Raw genomic sequence first — 21,083 nt, forward strand, 5'->3', positions numbered from 1 at the left:
CGGTCACGGTAGCCAACCCAACCCCCAGATGGTCACGAGCAGCAGGCCGGTTCCGAACGCACCGACGCCGCATGCCCACAGCCACCGCGACTGCTTGTAGACACGGTCGATCTGCGCCTGAACGGCCTGGTCCACCGCTCGAATGGCGACGTTGCGGCGCCCGAGCTTCCGGCGGATGCGAGCGAACGCCTTCGCGTACGGGCCGTCGTAGCGGGGCTTCTCCTTATCTGCGGGCCCAGCCATCGGGACGTTGGACGCCGCGATGACCCTGTCCAACCAACTCGTGCAGGTCCACCCGCTGCTGCTGACCTTGCTGCCGTCGAACGGCTCGAGCAGGACGTCGACCATGCCCTTCCAGCGCTCGTCCTTCGGCCACCGGCCGGACAGCGCCGCGCGCAGCTCGGGAAGCTTGTCGATCGTCCGGCTTCCTGGAGCGCCGTCGCGGGTCAGCACCCGCAACCGGGCGGAGCCGACGAGGGCACCGAGGACGAGCAGCCCGAAGCCGAACCGATCGTGCTCGATGATCCGCCCGGAACCCAGGACAGGCCCGTCGTATCGGTCCGGCGGGTTCTCCCGCAGCATCCGCCCGGTGGCATAACCATTGGTGTAGGGCAGCCAGGTGGGCATCGACTCGATCTCGGTGACCGAGTCACCGTCGACGAGCACGTAGTCGCCGCGGCGCTTGAGGTAGTTGTCCGGCTTGAGATCGCAGTGGGCAATCTTCTTGACGTGGCACTCGTCGAGGGCGGCGGCCATCGCACGGAACCGCTCAAGCTGGAACAGCGCAGGACTCCCTGGGTCGCGCTCGACCGTCCGGCCCTTCAGCCAAGGCGAGGCAACCACAACGAAGCAGTCCGACACCACGCCGGGAGCGCCGAACCACGCACCGAATACGTAGTGCCGGCCGCCCGGTTCCGGCGGCAGTGCACCGACCGCGGTGGGCGGCGGCTCGCCGTCGTCGTCCGGGTCGATGACGTGCACGGGCGCGATCCCCCACGGCGGCCGGTCGAGGTCCCCACCCTTGGCGATGATCACTTTTCGGATTGCCTCCGCCTGCCGGTTGAACGTCTCCCGGAGGAACGCCGCATGCTGCGGGGTCGGCGTGCGGAAGATCTTGATGAACCAGCGCTGGCCGTCCAACCCCGGCCCCGAGCTGGTCCCGTCGGTGTAGTGCACCCGTGCCGGGACCTCCATGTACCCGGTCTTGAACTGGGCGGCCTTGACCCGGAACCCGCGTACCTTCGGCCGGGCGCCGACGTCCGGAGCCGTGATCCGCAGCGTGCCATGGGTATTCATCACGTCGATAACGGTCGTGTGGTGGTCCGGCGATCCGGGCAGCCGGCCGGCGGTGCCGGTCAGCAGCGTGTCCTCCCACGGCGTCAGGTCGTACGTGACGTCGGTTCGATGGCCGCCCTCCAGGAAGGTCAGACACCCGTGGCGCCTGACCGCTCGCTCGGTCAGCGGATGGTCGTCCAGCAGCACCTTGATGCCACGGAGCCTGCCGAGCGGGCGCATTTCCAGGTCGCCACCGACCAGTCGCAGCTGGAGCAGCGGCTTGCGGGAAACGTTGCGCAACCCTCCGGGCAGCACGATCACCTTGCGATGGTCGAGGTCGGGTTCCTCGTCGCGACGGTGCACGTTCAGCCAGGTCTTGGACGGGATGAGCAGGTAGGGCAGCGTGACACCGCCGCAGGTCAGCTTCAGCAGCTCACGGTCCCCAGGCACGACGCCACCGTCGTCGACCTCGTCCTCATCCTCACCCTGCACCGTCACCGCGACGATGTAGTCCTGCTCTTCCTGAGCGAGCGTTGAGTCGACGTAGAACGCGGTGGTCAGCAGCCAGCCCTCGCGAGGGTCGGGCAGGGACCGCCTGACGTCCTCGCGAAGCACGTTCGCGTCGGTCTCGGTCAAGCCGACCTTGGTCTCGATCAGCAGGTCCACGGCACGCCTCGGGGCGTCCTCTCGCCGCCACCGCGGCAGCGGACCTACCTCCTTGCAGCGGCCGCGCACCCCTCGTTTCGCCGCGTCGATCACCCTGTCGGCATACGCGCGGTACTCCTGCTCGTTCATCGTCATCGCCCGGTCATCGCTTCCCTACTACGGCGTCGAGTACCTTCGCCACAACCTGCCGGGCCCGCGCGCCGCCGACCCCCCGTCGGTCCGGAGCCTCCAGCACGATGGCGAACGCCACCGGCCCGCCCGTGGGCCGGTCGACGAACCCGGCGATCCAGGCGAACTCGTTGACGTAGCTGGCCCCACCGGCCTCCCGGACGTGCGTGCCGGTCTTGGCGAACACGGTGACGCCCTCCGGTCTCTCCAGCCGGTGGGCCGTACAGCTGTCGCACATCGGGTCGGCGGTCTTGGCCAGCGCCACCCGCATCTGCTCGGCCACCTCCGGCTTCAGCTTCTCGATCGGTGGGACCTGCACGGGTACGGGCTCGTCGGCGCCCAGCACACGTACGCTGCTCGTCAGCGTCGGTTGCACGTACTGGCCGCGGTTCGCGATCGTGGCCATGACAGACGCCATCTGCAAGGGCGTGCCCTGTAGTTGGTTTCCGCCGAGAGCGACGTTGGCAATCGCGGAGCCGCGCGCCTGCGGCGGCACCAGCGACCGCAGCGCGAACGAGCTTCCGGCCAGCGCGTCCGTCGGCGGTCGATACTCCGGGTCCGTTGCGTCCCCCACGACGAATCCGAACGCCTCGGCCACGGGCTTGATCTTCGACCAGCCCAGCGTGTCGGCGAGGGCGACGAAAGCGGTGTTGCACGAGACAGCCAACGCCATTTGCAGCGACATCTGTCCATTCACCGTCCCGGGGCACTGGCCGCCGCGTAGGTTGCCGACTACCCGGCCGGGCAGCGAGTACGTCGTCGGGGCCGGGATCATGTCCATCGCAGTACGGTGCAGGTCTTCGTTCAGCCACGCCGCAGCCACGATGACCTTGAACGTCGAGCCGAACTGGTAGAGCCGCGCCAAGGCCCGGTTGGTCTCGTCGTCGGGTCGTGGCACGTTCTGCGGAACCGGCGCGGAACTGCCGTCGGCGATGTAGCGTTCGTTTTCCTGCTCCTGCAGCGCCGTGGGGTCGACGGCCTGCTGGTCGCGCAGGAACCACCGCACGCAGTCGTTCTTATTGTCCCGGATCGCCGGCTCCACCCGGCATGTTCGGTCCGGGACGATCATCCCATTCTGGAGCCGCCCGTAGCTCCCAAAGCGGCGGTTGAACTCCTTGAGCTGCTCGTCGGTGAGCCCGACCGGCTCAGAGATCAGCGGCAGCGTGCCGGGGGCGGTGGCCGCGGCGAGGACGTGGCCGGACTGCGCCTCCAGCACGACGATCCCGCCGGCGAGGGGTGGTGGGGGTGGGTCCGCACTGCCCGATGTGTCCGTGGGATCCGTCTTCGCGGTGAGCGCGTCGCGGACCACGACCTGCAGTCGGGGGTCGATGGTGAGCGCAGCCGACGCCTCGGAACGGTCGCCGAACACGTGGGGGAGGAGCCGGTCACCGAGCGTCGACGGCGCCGCTCCACCGAACACGCCCGGTAGCGACTGCTCGGCCAGGCCCGGTACGCCGGCTGTGGTGAGGATCCCGCCGAGGCCCTCCGGGCCGGTGCCGGTGCCGTCCGCGCGCATCCACGACCCGCCGGCATGGGAGACGAACCGGCTCCCGTCGGGCAGGGTGACCTCGCGCAACGTCCGCCGGTAGGCAATCAGGTCTGTGCTGCACACAGTCGGGTCGACGACCGGGGGGTCCTGGGGACCGCACAGCCGGCGGTCCGTCGCGTAGCGGCCGTACGGGAACGTCGTGGCGACGAGCAGCGCGACCAGCGCGACGACCCCGACCGCGCCTGGGCCCCACCGGCTCGGCTCGCGCGGCGGCGGGCCAGCCGGTGCGGCCAGCCGCGGGTCGGACGGGCGGTGGTCGTGGTAGGCCACCGCGAGAGCGAGGATGACACCGGCCGCCAGCGCGAGCGTCGACTGACCGCCGCGGGAGAGCAGCGGCGCCGTGATGCCCGAGTGGGGGATCCAGTTCAGAGTTGCCGCGAGCACGAAGGCGTACTGGCCCAGGATCGACGCGGCGAGGCCCGCGGCGAAGAGCCGAGAGCGGTCGGCAGGCGGCGGCAGCGCTGAGTAGGGGTCGCCGCGGCGGCGTTGCCACCACACGGCCCGGCTGAGCCCCAGCGCGAGCAGCACAAGCACCAGGGCGAAGCCCAACACGACGGCCCCACCCAGCTTGCTCCACACGGCCGCGACCACGAAGTCGGTGCTCTGCAGTGGCACCGCCTTCGACGCGGTGTCGGACAGTCCCCGCCCGAACACGCCGCCGTCCGCGATCGCCCCGCCTGCCTTCGAGACCTGGGCGCGGATGCTCGCCTCCGCCGGCAGCTGCCGGCGCAGGCACACCGTGGCGCCGTAGGTGATCCCCGGCTCCTTCAACTGCGCTGGAAGGTCGGCTTGCTCGACGGCGTCGCAGTCGTAGTTCCATACGTACTGCCACCCATTGCGCGCGACCTCGAGCCGGGCCTGCACGTAGTCGGTGGTTGACGCGACCACGACGAAGATCAGGACGAGGGCGGCGATTGGCACGGCCTGGTCGCGCCAGAACGCCCGCAGTGCCATCCGGCTGGCCGCGCGCCCGCGGTGGATGGCCTCGTCGCGTAGGGCGACCCAGGCAATCCCCAGAGTACCGATGAAGATCGGGATGATCGGGCCGAGGTCATTGCGGAAGCCACTGGCGACCGCCGCGATCGTGAACATCACGGCCGGCACCCAGAGGCGAGGGTCGGTGACGCGGCGCCAGCCCTTCGGAATGGCGTCGGCGTTGACGACGTAGCGGGCGACTACGACGGCCAGCACCCAGAAATAAAGGATCTTGCCATACTCCGGGGTGGCGACACCCTTGGCCGTGAGCTGCGCATCCGCGCCGATCCCCGGGACAGCTGGCAGTCCGAACAGCACGATGATCGCGACGACGGCCAGGGCCAGGCTGACGACGCCCCGGGGTCGGGGCACAGCCGCCGTCCACTTGCCCGGCCGCGCGAACTGGGTGACAACCAGCAATACGAGCAGAATGCCGGCCGCCGGCAGCAGGATCCCGAACCCGCCCGCCCGCCACGCCGACTCGGCGAACGCCGCGCTCAGCGGCGCGCCCGGGTCCGGCACCACCGAGAGCCGGACCACCAGGAACCAATGAAACTCCAGGGCGAACAGAAGCGCCAGCGCGGTGGCAACGATCGGGCCCGGGATGTGGGCGACGGTGCTCCCGTCGGCCAGGTCGTCGCGGTGCACGCGGCGAAGGATCTTGATGCCGACCCCTGCCAGCAAGGCCACGAGAGCCACGACGACAGCAACCCACACGAGGTTGACGGCGCGACTCGCGACGAATGCAAAGGCCAGCAGAACCAGCGGCGCCACGACGAGGAAGGGCGGCGAGCGGAAGAAATCCCGCAGCCCGTCCGGATGGTGTACGGCTGGGTCGACCGCGAGCTCGAGTCGCTCGGTGAGGAACCCGTACGCGACGACGCCGACCATCGCGAACGCAACGATTGCGACCAGCGGCGACACGTCGAGCCCTGCCACTGCACCAGACCCTTCCCGCCCGACGACGGGTGTCATTCGGCTGGCACCGCACGACGTCTGCGGATTACGTCTCGTTAGGCCGAGCCTGATCGTTACCGTCTGCCTGAGTGGGTTTGTGGACCAGCTTCGTCGTCGTGAGAACAGGCTTACCGAAGCGCAGCGTCGAGGAAAACGGCGGCATCCGGGTGGAGTTCGCCGCGGCTGACGTAGGTGTCCTTGAGGAACTTGGCCTGGCCGAGAAGGTCGGCCTTGGCGCGGTCGGTGAGCGTCATCTCGTCGTCGAGGATGGTGGCGTAGGTCCTGCGCCAGGTGTGCGGGGTCATCCAATCGAGGCCGACTTGGCCGCGGATGGTGCGGACGCTGCGGCGGACGGTGGAGGGCCAGCGGTAGGTGAGTTCGCCGTTGCGGCTGGCGGCGGGGAAGACGGGGTGTTCCGGTTGTTCGTCGCCGGTGAGGCGGGCGCGCAGGCGCAGCGTCACGAACTGGGGGAGCGGCACGATCCGGAGGGCGGTGGAGGTCTTGCCGTCGTGAACGGACAGGCCCTTGCCCTTGACGGGATAGACGTTCTGCCGGACGGCCACGACCGGGACGAGGCGCATGTCGTCCTGGGTGACGACCGGGAGGCCGGAGAGATTGACGTCCATCCACCGCAGCGCGCACAGCTCGCCGATCCGGAGGCCGGAGCCGAGGGCGAAGCGGATGAGGTCGGGCAGGTCGGCCTTGATCGCGACCGGGTTGGTGTCGACGAAGTCGAGCAGCTGCCGTCGTTCCTCAGCGGTCAGGCCGCGCGGAGGAGCGGCACGGTGGCCTTTCGGTGACTCGATCCGCTCCAGCTCCCGGGTCGGGTTCGACGGGATCGCCTGGTGCAGGACCGCCTGCTGGAGCACGCCGGAGACGATGGCGCGGACGGTGCGCCGGCTGCTGGCCGCATAGTGCGGCTTCTCGCTCGTCGAACCGTCGGGGTGCTCGACGGTCCGCCGCATCCGTTCGAGGCGGGAGAAGAAGGCGTCGACCTGGGCGACGTCGCACTCGCCGAGGCGCAGATCGCCCAGTTGGGGGAGGACGACCTTGTCGAGCCAGTGCCGGTAGATGTCGAGGGTCGAGTCCTCCCGTCGCTCGCGGATCTTGCCGAGCCAGACGTCGGCCGCGTCGCGAAAGCGCGAGTCGGTCCTCAGCAGTTCGACGCGCTCGCCGCGACGGTTGCGCAGCTCGTCCTGTAAGGCCTTCTGCGCGGCGGCACGGGTGCTGCCCCACCGCTCGACACGGCGGGTACGGCCGTCGAGATCGCGGACCCGGCAGCGGGCGACCCAGCGGCCGTCCTCGCGGGTGCATTTCACCGATCCGTGGTGCCCGAGAGCGAGGGGCGGACGGGCCATGAAGGGAGCCTCCGGAAGTCATTCCGTCGGGTTTCCGACAGGTTTGATCTTCCGAAAGTAGCGGTCGAGAGTGTCAAAACTCGCTGACCTGCAGTGATGGTGCGCCGCCAGGGACTCGAACCCCGAACCCGCTGGTTAAGAGCCAGCTGCTCTGCCAATTGAGCTAGCGGCGCCTGCCGTTGCGCCCTCCCGCTCGGCGCTGCCGGAACCGTATCAGTGGCTCCGGAGCTGCCTTGCGGCGGGGGCGCCGCGGCTTGGGGTGAGTGACGGGACTCGAACCCGCGACCACCTGGACCACAACCAGGTGCTCTACCAGCTGAGCTACACCCACCATCGCGCGTCGCCCGCCTCGCGGTGAGCGACGGGAACGATCGTACAACTCACCGTCGACTGGGTTCCCTACGCCCCCGACGCCGCCCCCGACGCCGCCCCCGACGCCGCCCCCGACGCCGGGACCCCGAGGGAGGCCGCGACGGCCTGGGCCTCCGCCGATGTCGGGCCGGGCTGAGCGGCGAACATCGTCTGCCGGTAGTAGGTGAGCTCCTTGATCGACTCACGGATGTCGGCCAGGGCGCGGTGGGCGAGACCCTTCTCGGGCTTGGCGTAGAAGACGCGGGGGTACCAGCGGCGGCACAGCTCCTTGACGGAGCTGACGTCGACCATGCGGTAGTGCAGGTGGGCGTCGAGGTCGGGCATGTCGCGGCTGAGGAAGCCGCGGTCGGTGCCGATGGAGTTGCCGGCCAGCGGGGCGGTACGGGGCTCGGGCACCCAGGCGCGGACGTAGTCCAGCACCTGCTTCTCGGCCTCGGCCAGCCCGATCGACGAGCGGCGGACCTCCTCGGTCAGCCCGGACCGAGCGTGCATCTCACGGACGATCGGCACCATGGTGTCGAGCACGGCGTCGTCGGCGTGGATGACGATGTCGACGCCGTCGCCGAGGACGTTCAGCTCGCCGTCGGTGACGAGGCAGGCGATCTCGATCAGCGCGTCGCGCCCGAGATCCAGCCCCGTCATCTCGCAGTCGATCCACACCAGCCGGTCGTTCACCCGGCCAGCGTAGATGCCGTTAGGCTCCGGCGGCGTGGACGAGGCCGTGGGGAGTGCCGTGGAAAGTGCTGCAGCGCAGGAGATCGCCGCCGGTTACGCCACCGAGGGGGCGGCGCTGGAACTGGGCACCGTCCTGATCGACGGCCAGGTGGATCCGACGGCCCGGGTGCGCATCCCGCTGGCCATGCTGAACCGCCACGGGCTCGTCGCGGGCGCCACGGGCACGGGCAAGACGAAGACGTTGCAGGGGATCGCGGAACAGCTCTCCGCGGCGGGCGTCCCGGTACTGCTCGCCGACATCAAGGGCGACGTCTCCGGCATGGCCCGCCCCGGCACGCCGAACCCGAAGATCGACGCCCGCGCCGCGGACACCGGCGACGACTGGACGCCCACCGCGTTCCCCGTCGAGTTCCTCTCCCTCGGCGGCGGCAGCTCCGCGGTGCCGATCCGGGCGACGCTCACCCAGTTCGGCCCGATCCTGCTGAGCAAGGTGCTCGACCTCAACGACACCCAGGAGTCGACGCTCGGCCTGATCTTCCACTGGGCCGACCAGCGCCAACTTCCGCTGCTCGACACCAAGGACCTGCGCGCGGTCATCCAGCACCTCACGAGCGACGAGGGAAAGGCCGACCTCAAGGGCATCGGGGGCGTGTCGTCCGCGACCGCAGGGGTGATCCTTCGGGCGCTCGTCAACCTGGAGGCGCAGGGCGGCGACGACTTCTTCGGCGAGCCCGAGTTCGACCCCGCGGACCTGATGCGGGTCGGGCCGGACGGCAAGGGCGTCGTCACGCTGCTGGAGCTCGCGGACCAGGCCGCGAACCCGCGGCTGTACTCGACGTTCCTCATGTGGCTGCTCGCGGAGCTCTTCGAGGACCTCCCCGAGGCGGGCGACCTGGACAAGCCCAAGCTTGTCTTCTTCTTCGACGAGGCGCACCTGCTGTTCACCGACGCCTCCAAGGCGTTCCTGGAGCGCATCGAGCAGACGGTGAAGCTCATCCGCTCCAAGGGCGTGGGCGTGTTCTTCTGCACCCAGCTGCCCACCGACGTCCCCAACTCGGTACTCTCCCAGCTCGGCGCGCGGATCCAGCACGCGCTGCGCGCGTTCACCCCGGAGGACCAGGCGGCGCTGGCCAAGACCGTCAAGACCTACCCGACGACGGAGCACTACGACATCGAGAAGGCACTGACGTCGCTGGGCACCGGCGAGGCGATCGTCACGGTGCTCTCCGAGCGTGGTGCGCCGACGCCGGTGGCGTGGGCGCGGATGCGGGCGCCGCGCTCGCTCATGGCGGCGATCGGTCCGGAGGCGGTCACGGAGGCGGCGAAGGCGTCGCCGCTGTATGCGAAGTACGGGCAGACGATCGACCGTGAGTCCGCCTACGAGCGGCTGACGCGCCGGATCGCCGCGGACGGCAGCGCGGGTGCGGAGGCGGAGGTCTCGACGGCGCCCGTCCCCGAACCCGAGGCGGCGCCGCGACGGCGGGCCCCGCAGCGCGAGGAGCCCGGCCTCGTGGAGACGACGCTGAACTCGCCCGCGGTGAAGTCGTTCCTGCGCTCGGCGGGCAGCGCCCTCGGGCGCGAGATCATGCGGGGGATCTTCGGGACGCGGTCGCGGCGGCGCTGAGCACGGCGACGCGACCGCCCGCGCTCAGCGGCCGGGGTGCGGTGCGCCGGCGAGGAACGGCGCCAACAGCCCGGGGACGGCCGCGTCGGCGAGCGCGGCGCCGTCCGCGGCTGCGATGTCCACCACCGGGTAGCCGCCGTCGCCTGCGGCCGTGACGGCGGTCAGCGTCACGAGGCCGGACCGGCGCTGGAAGACGCTCTGCCGCAGCGTCCAGCCGATCACGCCGCCGCGCTGCAGCACCACGGTGCGCCGCAGCAGCGATCCGTGGCGGGCGACGAGGTAGCGCTCGGTGAGGGCGTGGCCGAGGTTGCGCCAGCGGTCGTAGCCCACGAGCGCCGCCAGCGGCAGGAGCAGCAGCGCCACCGGGCCGAGGCCCGTCCCGAACAGCGCGACGTCGAGCAGCCAGAGCAGCGCGACGAGCACGACGGCCCCGCCGACGGCCCGGTTCAGCCGCCGGACGAGCGCCGCCCGCGGGTGGCGACGCAGCGGCGTGCGTGTGACCGGACCGTCGCGCAGCACCGCCGCCGCGAGCCGGTGGCCCTCGGCGATCGGGGCGGGCGGCCCGAGCACACCGCCCTCACCGCCCCCGGACAGGCCCGTCGAGACGGCCTTCGCCTGCCCCCCGCGCCCGAGCCGCAGGAGCGCCGGCTCGGAGAGCTCCACGCCGCGCAGCCGCTCCTCGGCCACCGACAGCGACCGCCGGGTCAGCAGGCCGCGACGCACCCGCAGCGTCCCGTCCGGCTCGCGGGTGAGCCGGTAGCCGAACCAGCGTTCCGCGAAGAGCAGCATCGCCCCGGCGACGGCGATCCCGACGAGCGCGGCGACCAGCACGAGGACGGCCAGGAGCAGGGACATCGCGAAGCGGTCGCCCGCGGTGTCGACGAGGTCGCCGGGGGAGAGGCCGACGTCGCCCACGATGTTGAACAGGGCACCGACGAACGCGCCCACGGCGACGAGCGAGGACACCGTCAGGGGGGCGAAGCGGATCCACGCCCAGTTCAGCCGGGCGAGTTCCTCGGCCTGCTGCGCGGCGATCTCCTGCGGTCCAGCGGGTGTCGGCACCGCCGAGACGGCGCGGCTGCGCGTGAGCAGTGCCAGCCGCAGCCGCTCGGCTTCCGGTTTGCCGACGGCGTCCAGGCTCAGGCCGGCGTCGTCCTGACCCGCCCCGGCGGCGGCGCTGACCTGCACGACGCTCAGCCCGAACAGGCGGTGCAGCAGCTTGGCGGTGGTGTCGACGGTCCGGATGCGGTCGCGCGGGACGGACCGGCGCTGGCGGTTGAACAGGCCGGTGTGCAGCTCGACGCGCTCGTCGGTGATCCGGTAGCGGGTGGTGCGCCAGCGGAGCACCCCGAACAGCACGACGACGACCGCGGCACCTGCGGCGTACCACAGGCGGCTGAGATCGCCCTGGCCGGTGATCAGCAGGATCAGGACGAACGGCAGGAGGCCCGCGAGGTTGCCCAGCGGGCCGACGACGAGCATCCGCGGGTCGAGACGCCGCCACGGGGTCTCGACGGCGAGGTCGTCCGCGGGAGCAGCCCTCGAAGCTGCGGGGAACCCGGCCGGCGGGGTGGGCGCCTCGATGGACTGCGCGGGCGTCACCGGGTCGGTGTGCGGCGTCACGGGGTCGGCGTCCGGCCGCGTCACGTCGCGTCCCCGGGGGTCGCCTGCGTGGTCTCGGTGAGCGAGCGGGCCAGCTCCGCCGCGGCCGCCGCGTCCAGGCCGGTGATCTTCACCGCGCCGCGCGCGGACGCCGTCGTCACCGTGACGGTCGCGAGGCGCAGGAGCTGCTGCAGCGGACCGCGTTCCGTGTCCACCGTCTGGATCCGTGAGATCGGCGCGATCCGCCACTCCCGCACCAACCAGCCGGACAGCGTGTACACCGCCTCCCCGGTCACCTCCCAGCGGTGGATCCGGAACAGCACCGGCGGGACGGCGACGACGTAGGCCAGACCGGCCACGCAGGTCAGGAGGGCCGTGACGAGCAGCCAGGACGGACCGAACGCCGCCGCGACGACCTGCGGGGCGACGAGCATCAGCGTGCCGCCGAGCCCGCGCAGCCGCCACCAGGTCACGGCGCGCGGATCCGCCTGGTGGGCGGGTGGGCGCAGCGGCAGGGCCACTGCGGTGCCGGTCGGGGTCCCCACGGTGTCCACGACGTCCACGGTGCCACGGGCCGGCCCGGGCCCGCCGCGCACACGTCCGGAGATCGGCGCATCGGGCGACCCGGGGGTCGCCGGGTCCGGCCAAGGTTGCGGGCCGGGTTCGTCCTGCCGGGACCTGCCGTGCACCGCCGCCGAGGATGACGATCGGCGGATGCGTATCGCGGTGACCATCGGTGGCGAGGCGATCGGATCCCCCGTGCCGCCCGCCGAAGCGGTCGAGGAGGCATGCCGGGCGGAGGCCGAGGGCTTCGCGTCGGCCTGGTCGGTCCACTTCTCGCGCGGCACCGACGCGCTCAGCGTGCTCGCCGCCGCCGGGGTCCGGACCAGCCGCATCGATCTCGGGGTCGGCGTCATCCCGACCTACCCGCGCCACCCGCTCGCGCTCGCCCAGCAGGCGATGACCGTGCAGGCGCTGTGCGGCGGGCGGCTCACCCTCGGCGTGGGGGTGTCGCACCGGCCGGTGATCGAGGACCTCCACGGTCTGTCCTACACCTCGCCCGCCGAGCACCTGCGCGACTACCTGTCGGTGCTGGTCCCGCTCGTGCGCACGGGGAAGGTCACCCATCGCGGCCGCTACTACCGCGTCGACGGCGCGGTGCACGTGCCGGACACCCGGCCGGTGCCCGTCCTCGTCGGCGCGCTCGGCCCGCGGATGGTGGAGGTCGCGGGCGAGCTGTCCGACGGGGTCGTGACGTGGCTCGCGGGGCCGCGCAGCCTGACGGAGGTGATCGTGCCGCGGCTGCCCGCAACCGCGCGGGTGGTGGCCGCGATCCCGGTCTGCGTGAGCGTCGACGAGGCCGGCGCGCGAGCGCGGGCGGAGACCGTCTTCGCCCGCTACGGGCAGCTGGAGAACTACCAGCGGCAGTTCGAGCGGGAGGGCCTGACGTCGGTCGGCGAGTTCGTCGTCGCCGGTGACGAGGACACGGTCGCGGCCCGGCTGCGGAGCTACTCCGATGCCGGGACCACCGAGCTCTGGGCGGTGCCCTTCGGCGATGATGAGGATGTACGACGGACGCGCGCGGCGCTCGCCGCCTGGGGAGGAACCTGATGTCGGTCAACCGCCGCGACTACTCCGACGAGCTGGTCGAGGGCGGGTTCGCGATCGAGGTGGCGGACGCCCCGCTGCTGCACGAGGGCCTGAACCTCGCCGATATCGCCCACGTGCTGGTCCTGCACGAGAGCGGGATCGCCCCGGACGCCGCCGTGGCGCAGTTGCTCGGCGTGCTGCTGGACGCCCAGGCCACGCCGGTCGGGGAGTTCGGCTACGACCCCGAGTACGGGGAGACCTACAACTGGCGCGAGCGCCGGTTCACCGACGCGATCGGCGACGCCGCGGGATGGCTGCACGCCGGGCGCACGCGCCGCGAAGCCGTCCGGGTGGCGTTGCGGCTCCGCCTGCGCCGCGATGTCGTCGACCTGATCGAGGCGGCCGCGCGGTTCGTCGAGGCGGCAGCCGTACTGGCCGCCGCGCACGCCGAGACGTACATGGCCGACCAGACCTACCTGCAGCAGGCGCAGCCATCGACGTTCGGGCACTACGTCCTGCAGTTCTGCTACGCCGTGCAGCGCGACGTCGAGCGCCTGGTCGCCGACCTGGCGTGGATCAACCGCAGCCCGGGCGGCGTCGGCTGCGTCAACGGCAGCAGCCTGCCCTACGACCGCGCCCGGATCGCCGAGCTGCTGGGATTCGACGACGTCATCGAGCACACCCGGGACGCAATGTGGCAGAACGACGGGCTGCTCACCCTGGTGGCGGACGCGGCCGGGCTGGTGACGACGCTGGCCAAGCTCGCCGAGGACCTGGAGATCTGGAGCAGCAAGGAGTTCGACTACGTCGAGCTGGCCGAGGGGCACACCCGCGGCTCGGTGATGATGCCGCAGAAGCGCAACCCGTACGCGCTCTCGATGGTGCGCGGCGAGGCCGGCGTGCTGATCGGGCGGCTCACCGGGCTCTACGCCGTGGCCAAGACCCCGTCCGCACGCAGCGACAACCTGATCTTCGCCTACGGCGAGGTGCCGCGGTCGACGCAGCTCGCGACGAAGGCCACGCGGCTGATGGCGGGAGTCGTCGGTGGGCTGCGGGTCAACTCCGTGGCGATGTACCGGGCCCTGGAGACCGGCTACTCCCAGGCCACCGACATCGCCGAGTTCGTCATGCTGGCCGCGGAGGTGGACTACCGCACCGCGTACGACGTGGTCGGCGCGACCGTGCGGCGGGCGGCTCGCGAGGGGGTGCCCGGGGTCGCGATCACCGGTGAGATGCTCGACGCGGCCGCGACGGAGGTCCGGGGGCGGCCGCTCGGGTTGGCCGGTCGCGACCTGACCGCGGTGCTGGACCCGGCGACGATCGTGCGCACCCGGGCGACCCGCGGCGGCGCGGCGCCGGAGGTGGTGCGCGGCATGGCCCGCGAATGCCTCGCCGTGGCCCGCGAGGCGGTCGCGGCGGCGCAGGCGCGGCGGGCGGCGTTCGTCGCGGCGGAGGACCGGTTGCTGGCGGCCGCGGCCGCCGGGGCGGGCGTCGACGGCCACCGGCGGGTTCCGGTCGAGAGCTGACGGCGGCCGGGTCGGGTGTCCGACGGCGGCCGGAATCCGAGTGTCCGACGGCGTCGGCCGTGCACCGGGCCGCGTGCACGTCCCGCCGCCGGCGCACGTCCCGCCCGTGCACACCTTGCGCGGCATGCACCTTCCCGCTGCGCGCACACCCTCCCGCTGCCGTGCGCACCGTCGCACCGCGCGCACACGCTCGCTCCCCGTGCACACGCTCCCGCTGCCGTGCACAGGGCCGGACGTGTGCACGGCCGCGCGGGCGTGTGCACGGCGCGGCGGGATGTGCGCGGCGCGACGAGGTGTGCACGGCACGGCGCGACGGGGTGTGCACGGCACGGCGCGACGGGGCGTGCACGGCGCGCTCCGGCGGCTGTGCTGCGCGAACGGCACGTTGGGGAAGACCTAGCTCCCATATGGGCCGTTCGCGGGACAGGGGTCGGGGGCGGGCCGGGGGCCGGGCAGGGGTAGGTCTCAGGCGAGCTTCCGCACCGCCGCCACCACCCGCTCCACCGTCGCGGACACCTCCGCCTCCAGCGGCGCGGCCACCGGCAGCGGCACGTTGCCCCCGCTGACCCGCACGACGGGCGCGGTCAGGTCGCCGAACGCCTCCTCGGCGAGGATCGCCGCGATCGCCGCCCCCCAGCCGAGCTGGCCGGGGTTCTCCTCGACGATCACCACCCGCCCGGTCCGGCGCGCCGCGGCCAGCACGGCCGCCGCGTCCAGCGGCACCAGGGTGCGCAGGTCGAGCACGGTGGCCCGCACCCCCTCGGCCTCCAGCTCGTCCGCGGCCCGCTCGCACACCCCGGCCGTCACCGAGAGCCCGATGAGCGTGACGTCGTCGCCCTCGCGGCGCACCGCCGCCCGGCCCAGCGGCACCACGTGCTCCCCGGCCGGGACCGGGCCCTTGCCGCCGTAGAGGGCCTTGTGCTCGAACACCAGCACCGGGTCGTCGTCGCGGATCGCCGCGGCGAGCAGGCCGAACATGTCAGCCGGCGTCGACGGCGAGACGATCTTCAGCCCCGGGACGCACATCGCCCAGTTCTCCACCGCCTGGCTGTGCTGGGCGCCGAAGCCCAGCCCGCCGCCGTTCGCCCCGCGGATCACCAGCGGCAGGCTGAGCTGGCCGCCGGTCATGTAGCGCGCCTTGGGGATCTCGACGGCCACCTGGTCCCAGCAGACGCCGTAGAAGTCGGAGAACATGATCTCCGCGACGGGCCGCAGCCCGGCCATCGCGGCCCCCATCGCCGCGCCCGCGATCGCCGTCTCCGAAATCGGGGTGTTGCGGACCCGGTCCGCGCCGAACCGGTCGGCCAGGCCCACCGTCGCCTTGAACACCCCGCCGGAGGCGATGTCCTCGCCGAGCAGCACCACCCGTTCGTCGCGGGCCATCTCCTGGGCCAGCGCGGCCGCCACGGCCTGGCGGAAGGTCAGCTCGACGGTCCCGGTCGTCATCACGTCCTCCAGCCCGAGGTCCCGTCGGCCCACATGTCGGTCCACGCCGTCGCCGCCGCGGGTGCGGGCGCGGCCAGCGCCTCCGCGGCCAGCCGGTCGACCTCGGCCCGGGCGCCCGCCACGACCTCCTCGATCTCGGCCTCGGCGACGCCGTACGCGGCGAGCACCCGCGCGTGGCGCACCAGCGGCTCGCGTTGCCGCCAGGTCTCCACCTCCTCACGGCTGCGGTACGTCGCCGGGTCGGCGGCCGAGTGCCCGCACAGCCGGTAGGTCTCCGCCTCCACGAGCGCGGGCCCCGCCCCGCCGCGGACCCGGTCCACGGTCTCGCCGAGGCACTCCCGCACCGCGTGCACGTCGTTGCCGTCCACCATCACCGCGGCCATCCCGTAGGCGGCCGCCCGGTCCGCGGCCGGCCGCCCGACCGGGATGACGTCGGCGATCGACGTGTACTCCATGTAGTGGTTGTTCTCGCAGACGAACACGACCGGCAGCGACCAGACCGCCGCGAGGTTGAGCGCCTCGTGGAACGCGCCGATGTTGGTCGTGCCGTCGCCGAAGAAGCACACGGTGACGGCGTCCGACCCGCGGTGCCGGTCGGCCCAGGCCATCCCGGTGGCCATCGGCAGGTGCGCCCCGATGATCGCGTACGAGCCGAAGTAGCCGTGCTCGACGCTGGTGATGTGCATCGACCCGCCCTTGCCCTGGCAGATCCCGCCCTCGCGGCCGAGCAGCTCCCGAATGATCGCGCCCGGCGGGGCGCCGCGGGCGAGCGCGTGGGCGTGCCCGCGATAGGTGCCGATCGAGCGGTCGCCGGGCCGCAGCACCGAGGCCGTGCCCACCGCGACCGCCTCCTGGCCGATGCCGAGGTGCGCGGGACCGCGGACCCGGCCCTGCCGGTAGAGCACGTCGATCTTCGTCTCGAAGGCCCGGACGAAGGCCATCCGGCGGTGCAGCTCCAGGGCGAGGCCGCGGTCGACGGCGGTGGCGGCGTGGGTCACGGTCGGGCTCCTCCCGGACGTCGGCCGCGTCACGCTACCCAGGGCCGCGCCGCGGTGCTTCGTTCCGCGGGGACGGAAACCCGGGCGGGATGTGGCCGCGGTGGCCGGGGGTGGCGGGTTCGGCCCGCGGGGCCGATGAACCGGATGTCCCCGCTGGTTACCGTGGCGGTTCGACCACCGAACGGGGGCTGCCGCCGTGATCCCGATCCCGCCACCCAACACCCGCTCCCACCCCTACCGCGGGCTGTCGGTGCAGGAGGTGGACGTGCCGCTCACCGAGCGGTCGATCCTCGCCCACCTGCACGGACGCGAGGTCTACCGGCGCACCGAGTTCCTCGCGCTGCGCCACGGCGACGAGACCGCGCTGGTCGCGGTGCGCAAGGCGAGCCTGGAGCCGTTGATGTCCCCGGTCGTCGAGGCGCGGGTGCTGGCGGGGCCGGACGAGACGCGCTGGGTGGTCTCGCCGGAGACCGACGTCGGCAACGCCACCGCCCTCGCCGCCGCAGCCGACCCGGACGCCCGCGTGTCGGTGGTGCTCGGCCGCTTCGAGCACGTCAACTTCATCTGGGAGCCCGCGCCGATCCCGGTTCGGGTCACCGAGGTCGTGCCCCCGGAGCCGCCGAAGCTGTTCGCCCAGGCCGAGCAGGCCGTCGCCTACGACGAGGACCTCCCGCCGGTGCGCCTCGTGCTCGACGCGGTCGACGTGCACGAGCTGGCGGCCGCGCATCCCGCCCGGGAGTACCTGCTGCCCTGCCGCGGGTCCGGGACCGAGCTGGGCGCGCCGGTGGCGTTCCTCGACACCCGCCCGGCGCAGCGCGCGGACTGGACGCTGATCGGGTGTGAGCGGTCCCTGCAGTTCCACCGGCACTTCTACGGCGACGAGCCACCCCGGGTCGACCTCTGCCCACGCAACCGGGTCGCCGGCACCGGGACCGGGACCGGGAAGACGCTGACCAAGTGCTGCCTCATCGAGCGCGGCCTCGAGGTCGACGGCGACATCGCCGTCGTCCCGTGGGGCGCCAACCTCGACGAGGTGCGCGAGGGGCTGCGCAAGCTGCTGCTGTAGCGCGAAGATGCGGTCGAGGTCCGGCTCGGGATGCCGCTGCACCCGGTGGACCGGGGGCCGTTCGACGCGGGGCTGGCCCGGACCACCGACCGTCTGAGCAGAATGCGGACATGAGCGCGCACCCGGCCGACTCGACCGTCTACCGCCATCTGTGGTCCACCCCCGAGCTGCACGAGGTGTTCGACGACGCGGGCCGAACCCGGGCCTGGCTTGAGATCCTCGCCGCGCTCGCACAGGCGCAGGCCGGACTCGGGCTCGTCCCGGCCGACGCGGCCGACGCGATCCGCGAGCACGCCCGCGTCGAGCTGCTCGACCTGGACGCCGTCGCCGTGCAGACCCGCGCCACCGGCCACTCGACGCTCGGGCTGATCCGCTGCCTGAAGCAGGTGCTGCCCGAGCACGCCCGCGAGTGGGTGTACTACGGCGCGACCGTCCAGGACGTCTCGGACACCTGGTTCGCCCTGGCGATGCGTGGCGTGCTCGACGTTGTCGACCGGGACGTGGCCCGTTGCCAGGCCGCGTGCGTGGAGCTGGCCCGCAAGCACCGCGACACCGTGATGTGCGGGCGCACCCACGGCCAGCCGGGGCTGCCGGTGACGTTCGGCTTCAAGGCGGCGGTGTGGGCCGCCGAGCTGGGCCGCCACCGCGAGCGGGTCGCTCAGGCCCGGCCGCGGCTCGAGGTGGTGCAGCTCGGCGGGGCGCTGGGCACGCTGGAATTCTGGGGCGCCGCCGCGCTCCCGCTGCTCGACGCCTTCGCGGCCCGGCTGGGGCTGCGGGCGCCCGAGCTCCCGTGGATCACCGCGCGGGACCGGGTGGCCGAGTTCGCCACGCTGCTCGCGCTGGTCACCGGGACCCTCAGCAAGATCGGCAACGAGATCTACGAGCTGCAGCGCCCGGAGATCGGGGAGCTCTCCGAGCCGTTCACCCCCGGGCAGGTCGGCAGCATCACGATGCCGCACAAGCGCAACCCCGAGCTGGCCGAGCACCTCGACACGCTCGGGCGGGTGGTGCGGGCCAACGCGGGCCTCGCCGTCGAGGGGATGACCGCGCTGCACGAGCGCGACGGGCGCGGCTGGAAGGCCGAGTGGCTGGTGCTGCCGGAGTCGAGCCTGCTCACGGGCGCCGCGCTGGGGTACGCGGCGCGGCTGCTGGAGGGCCTGCAGGTGCACGGCGACCGGATGCGCGCCAACCTCGACGCCCGCCGCGGCTACGTGCTCTCCGAGCCGGTCATGCGGCTGCTCGCCGACCGGATGGGTAAGCACGCCGCCCACGAGGCCGTGTACGCCGCGACGATGGCCGGCCTGGACGCCGGTGTCGATCTCGGTACCGCGCTGCGCGACGCCGGCCTGGTCGGGCCGGCGGGGCTCACCGAGGCCGAGCTGGCCGACGCGCTGGACCCGGCGCGGGCACTCGGGGCGGCGACCGCGTTCGTCGACCGGGTCGTCGGCGGGGCGGGGTCGTGACGGGCCTGCTGAGCATCCCGCGCGTGCGCCTGGGGACGCTGCCGACCCCGCTGGTGGCCGCACCACGGCTCTCGGCGGAGCTGGGGGTCGAGATCTGGTTCAAGCGCGACGACCTCACCGGTCTCGGCCTCGGCGGCAACAAGGTCCGGGGCCTGGAGTACCTGCTCGCCGACGCCGAGGGCCGGGGTTGCGACTGCGTCGTCACCGGCGGGGGAGTGCAGTCGAACTGGGCGATGCTCGCCGCGCTGGCGGCGCGCACCCGCGGCCTGGACGCGGTGCTGGTGTGCTTCGGCGACCCGGTGCCGCCCGTCGGGAACCTGCTGCTGGCGCTGCAGGTGGGCGCCGAGGTGCGGTTCACCGGCGATCCCGACCGCGCCTCGGTCGACCGCGGCGTCGAGGATGTCGCCGCGCAGCTGCGCGCCGCGGGCCGCACGCCCTACCCGATGGGCCGCGGCGGGGCGAACCCCGTCGGGGCGCTCGGGTACGTCGCGGCGAGCGTCGAGCTGCTCGCCCAGCTGCACGAGCGGGCGCTGCGCCCGGCGCAGCTGTGGCTGGCCACCGGCTCGTGCGGCACCCATGCCGGGCTGCTGGCCGGGGCGGCCTGGCTGCGGGCCGGCTACGAGGTGGTCGGCGTCGCGGTCAGCCGCCCGGTCGCGGAGAGCGCCGCGCGGGTGGGCGGGATCGCCGCGGAGTGCGCCGCGCTGCTCGGCACCCCTCCGCCGGACGGCGCGCCCGTCCTCGTCGGCGGGTTCCTCGGCCCGGCGAAGGGGGCGCGCTCGCCCGAGGGCGACGCCGCGGCGGAGCTGGTGGCGCGCACGGAGGGCGTGTTCCTCGATCCGGTGTTCGCGGCCAAGGCGATGGCCGGCCTGGTCGCCGCCGCGCGCGCGGGGGACGTGCGCGGCCCGGTGGTCTTCCTGGTCTCCGGCGGTGCGCCGACGCTGTTCACCGCATGAGGTCGGGCTCGTCGGCCACCGGCGGGAGCAGATCCAGGGTGTCCGAGCGCAGGCCGAGCCGCAGCGTCTCCAGCGCGATGACCTCCTCGGCCGCGATGTTGCCCAGGCTCGCCGCCGAGCCCAGCCTGCGGATGAACCAGGCCTGCTGGTCCTTGCGCGGCGCCTCGAAGATGATCCGCTCGGTGGGCAGCTCCGCGATGATCGCCTCGACCAGCTCGGCGCGCACCTCGCCGTTGGGCAGGTAGAGCCCCACCGTCCCGCTCTCCCGGGCCTCGGCGATCAGCAGCGACGCCCCGGCCTCCAGGTCGCCCGCCATCTCGTCCACCCACTCGGTGGCGACCACGGCGTCCTCGGGGTGCTTGGAGCCGCACTCCGAGAGCACCGTGAACTCGGCCGCGAGCATCCGGATGAGCTGGCGCTTGCGCTCGCGCGGCATGCCCAGCGCGCCGTTGGACACCTCGATGTGGGTGACGCCGAGGCGCTGCAGCCACCGGGCGTAGTCCCACAGGCGCCCCTGGCTGTCGCAGATCTCCAGCAGCGTGCCGCCCGGGCACAGCGCGATCCCGGCCGCCTTGGCGATCGTGACCTTGGCCTTGACCCCGTTGGAGATGTACGCCGTGCCCCAGCCCAGCTTGATGATGTCGATCGACTCGCGCGCCGACTGGAGCAGCGCCTCCAACCCGACCAGGGACAGGCCCTTGTCGAGCACGTGGGTGAGACCGTCCGTGCGCGGCTTGGGCGGCCGGTAGGGCAGCGTGAGGAAGCCCGGCCCGATGTGTTCCACCGGCCGAGTATCGAGCGCCCGCGCCGCCCGCCGCTC

15 protein-coding genes and 2 tRNA genes are annotated in these 21,083 nt (G+C 72.9%); 6 read left to right on the forward strand and 11 right to left on the reverse strand.

Going from position 1 to position 21,083, the window contains the following annotated elements; translation table 11 throughout:
* Positions 1 to 3 precede the first annotated feature (3 nt).
* The 6 genes from AB7J25_RS02985 to orn form a co-directional block, all read right to left on the reverse strand.
* Entirely contained in the window at positions 4 to 2,070 is a 2,067-nt protein-coding gene (locus AB7J25_RS02985; protein ID WP_428504729.1) for a hypothetical protein, read from the reverse strand.
* Positions 2,071 to 2,083: 13 nt separating this feature from the next.
* Entirely contained in the window at positions 2,084 to 5,572 is a 3,489-nt protein-coding gene (locus AB7J25_RS02990) for a penicillin-binding transpeptidase domain-containing protein (protein ID WP_428504731.1), read from the reverse strand.
* Positions 5,573 to 5,718: 146 nt separating this feature from the next.
* On the reverse strand, positions 5,719 to 6,948 hold the full coding sequence (locus AB7J25_RS02995) for a tyrosine-type recombinase/integrase (protein ID WP_428504733.1): 1,230 nt from the start codon (positions 6,946 to 6,948) through the stop codon (positions 5,719 to 5,721).
* A 97-nt stretch (positions 6,949 to 7,045) separates the two neighbouring features.
* Positions 7,046 to 7,121: transfer RNA gene (locus AB7J25_RS03000), tRNA-Lys, on the reverse strand.
* 82 nt (positions 7,122 to 7,203) lie between these two features.
* Positions 7,204 to 7,279: transfer RNA gene (locus AB7J25_RS03005), tRNA-His, on the reverse strand.
* Positions 7,280 to 7,347: 68 nt separating this feature from the next.
* Entirely contained in the window at positions 7,348 to 7,995 is a 648-nt protein-coding gene (gene orn, locus AB7J25_RS03010; protein ID WP_428504735.1) for an oligoribonuclease, read from the reverse strand.
* A 34-nt stretch (positions 7,996 to 8,029) separates the two neighbouring features.
* Here orn and AB7J25_RS03015 point away from each other — a divergent pair, with 34 nt between their 5' ends.
* Complete coding sequence (locus AB7J25_RS03015) at positions 8,030 to 9,619, forward strand: helicase HerA-like domain-containing protein (protein WP_428504737.1); 1,590 nt, start codon at positions 8,030 to 8,032, stop codon at positions 9,617 to 9,619.
* 24 nt (positions 9,620 to 9,643) lie between these two features.
* On the opposite strand, the gene AB7J25_RS03020 is transcribed toward AB7J25_RS03015, so the two are convergent.
* Together AB7J25_RS03020 and AB7J25_RS03025 are read right to left on the reverse strand one after the other, a co-directional pair.
* On the reverse strand, positions 9,644 to 11,266 hold the full coding sequence (locus AB7J25_RS03020) for a PH domain-containing protein (protein ID WP_428504739.1): 1,623 nt from the start codon (positions 11,264 to 11,266) through the stop codon (positions 9,644 to 9,646).
* Positions 11,263 to 11,766: a PH domain-containing protein gene (locus tag AB7J25_RS03025; protein WP_428504898.1), complete on the reverse strand. Its 504-nt coding sequence runs from the start codon at positions 11,764 to 11,766 to the stop codon at positions 11,263 to 11,265. The genes AB7J25_RS03020 and AB7J25_RS03025 overlap by 4 nt, the downstream gene beginning before the upstream one ends.
* Positions 11,767 to 11,935: 169 nt before the next feature.
* Here AB7J25_RS03025 and AB7J25_RS03030 point away from each other — a divergent pair, with 169 nt between their 5' ends.
* Positions 11,936 to 12,832: a TIGR03564 family F420-dependent LLM class oxidoreductase gene (locus AB7J25_RS03030; protein ID WP_428504741.1), complete on the forward strand. Its 897-nt coding sequence runs from the start codon at positions 11,936 to 11,938 to the stop codon at positions 12,830 to 12,832.
* Positions 12,832 to 14,337, forward strand: coding sequence for an argininosuccinate lyase (locus tag AB7J25_RS03035; RefSeq protein ID WP_428504743.1), 1,506 nt, complete (start codon positions 12,832 to 12,834; stop codon positions 14,335 to 14,337). The genes AB7J25_RS03030 and AB7J25_RS03035 overlap by 1 nt, the downstream gene beginning before the upstream one ends.
* 465 nt (positions 14,338 to 14,802) lie before the next feature.
* Here the strand turns inward: AB7J25_RS03035 and AB7J25_RS03040 are convergent, their stop codons facing one another.
* Together AB7J25_RS03040 and AB7J25_RS03045 are read right to left on the reverse strand one after the other, a co-directional pair.
* Positions 14,803 to 15,783: an alpha-ketoacid dehydrogenase subunit beta gene (locus tag AB7J25_RS03040; RefSeq protein ID WP_428504745.1), complete on the reverse strand. Its 981-nt coding sequence runs from the start codon at positions 15,781 to 15,783 to the stop codon at positions 14,803 to 14,805.
* Entirely contained in the window at positions 15,783 to 16,781 is a 999-nt protein-coding gene (locus tag AB7J25_RS03045) for a thiamine pyrophosphate-dependent dehydrogenase E1 component subunit alpha (RefSeq protein WP_428504747.1), read from the reverse strand. The genes AB7J25_RS03040 and AB7J25_RS03045 overlap by 1 nt, the downstream gene beginning before the upstream one ends.
* 196 nt (positions 16,782 to 16,977) lie before the next feature.
* On the opposite strand from AB7J25_RS03045, the gene AB7J25_RS03050 reads away from it, so the two are divergent.
* The 3 genes from AB7J25_RS03050 (at position 16,978) to AB7J25_RS03060 (ending at position 20,263) form a co-directional block, all read left to right on the forward strand.
* A complete protein-coding gene (locus AB7J25_RS03050) occupies positions 16,978 to 17,847 on the forward strand; it encodes a DUF7714 family protein (protein ID WP_428504749.1) in 870 nt (289 codons plus the stop codon).
* A 110-nt stretch (positions 17,848 to 17,957) separates the two neighbouring features.
* Positions 17,958 to 19,310, forward strand: coding sequence for a class-II fumarase/aspartase family protein (locus AB7J25_RS03055; protein ID WP_428504751.1), 1,353 nt, complete (start codon positions 17,958 to 17,960; stop codon positions 19,308 to 19,310).
* Positions 19,307 to 20,263, forward strand: coding sequence for a 1-aminocyclopropane-1-carboxylate deaminase/D-cysteine desulfhydrase (locus AB7J25_RS03060; protein WP_428504753.1), 957 nt, complete (start codon positions 19,307 to 19,309; stop codon positions 20,261 to 20,263). Before AB7J25_RS03055 ends, AB7J25_RS03060 begins: the two co-directional genes overlap by 4 nt.
* Here the strand turns inward: AB7J25_RS03060 and AB7J25_RS03065 are convergent.
* Entirely contained in the window at positions 20,253 to 21,047 is a 795-nt protein-coding gene (locus AB7J25_RS03065) for a phosphosulfolactate synthase (RefSeq protein WP_428504755.1), read from the reverse strand. The genes AB7J25_RS03060 and AB7J25_RS03065 overlap by 11 nt on opposite strands.
* Positions 21,048 to 21,083: the final 36 nt, after the last annotated feature.

Origin of the sequence: Pseudonocardia sp., from assembly GCF_050246655.1 — a bacterium.
Taxonomy (GTDB): Bacteria; Actinomycetota; Actinomycetes; order Mycobacteriales; family Pseudonocardiaceae; genus Pseudonocardia.

What these genes read in the sequence shown, in the direction of transcription:
- AB7J25_RS02985 (WP_428504729.1), bottom strand. Translation starts at nt 2,070, where the DNA reads ATGAACGAGCAGGAGTACCGCGCGTATGCCGACAGGGTGATCGACGCG.
- AB7J25_RS02995 (WP_428504733.1), bottom strand. Translation starts at nt 6,948, where the DNA reads ATGGCCCGTCCGCCCCTCGCTCTCGGGCACCACGGATCGGTGAAATGC.
- AB7J25_RS03030 (WP_428504741.1), top strand. Translation starts at nt 11,936, where the DNA reads ATGCGTATCGCGGTGACCATCGGTGGCGAGGCGATCGGATCCCCCGTG.
- AB7J25_RS03035 (WP_428504743.1), top strand. Translation starts at nt 12,832, where the DNA reads ATGTCGGTCAACCGCCGCGACTACTCCGACGAGCTGGTCGAGGGCGGG.
- AB7J25_RS03040 (WP_428504745.1), bottom strand. Translation starts at nt 15,783, where the DNA reads ATGACGACCGGGACCGTCGAGCTGACCTTCCGCCAGGCCGTGGCGGCC.
- AB7J25_RS03055 (WP_428504751.1), top strand. Translation starts at nt 17,958, where the DNA reads ATGAGCGCGCACCCGGCCGACTCGACCGTCTACCGCCATCTGTGGTCC.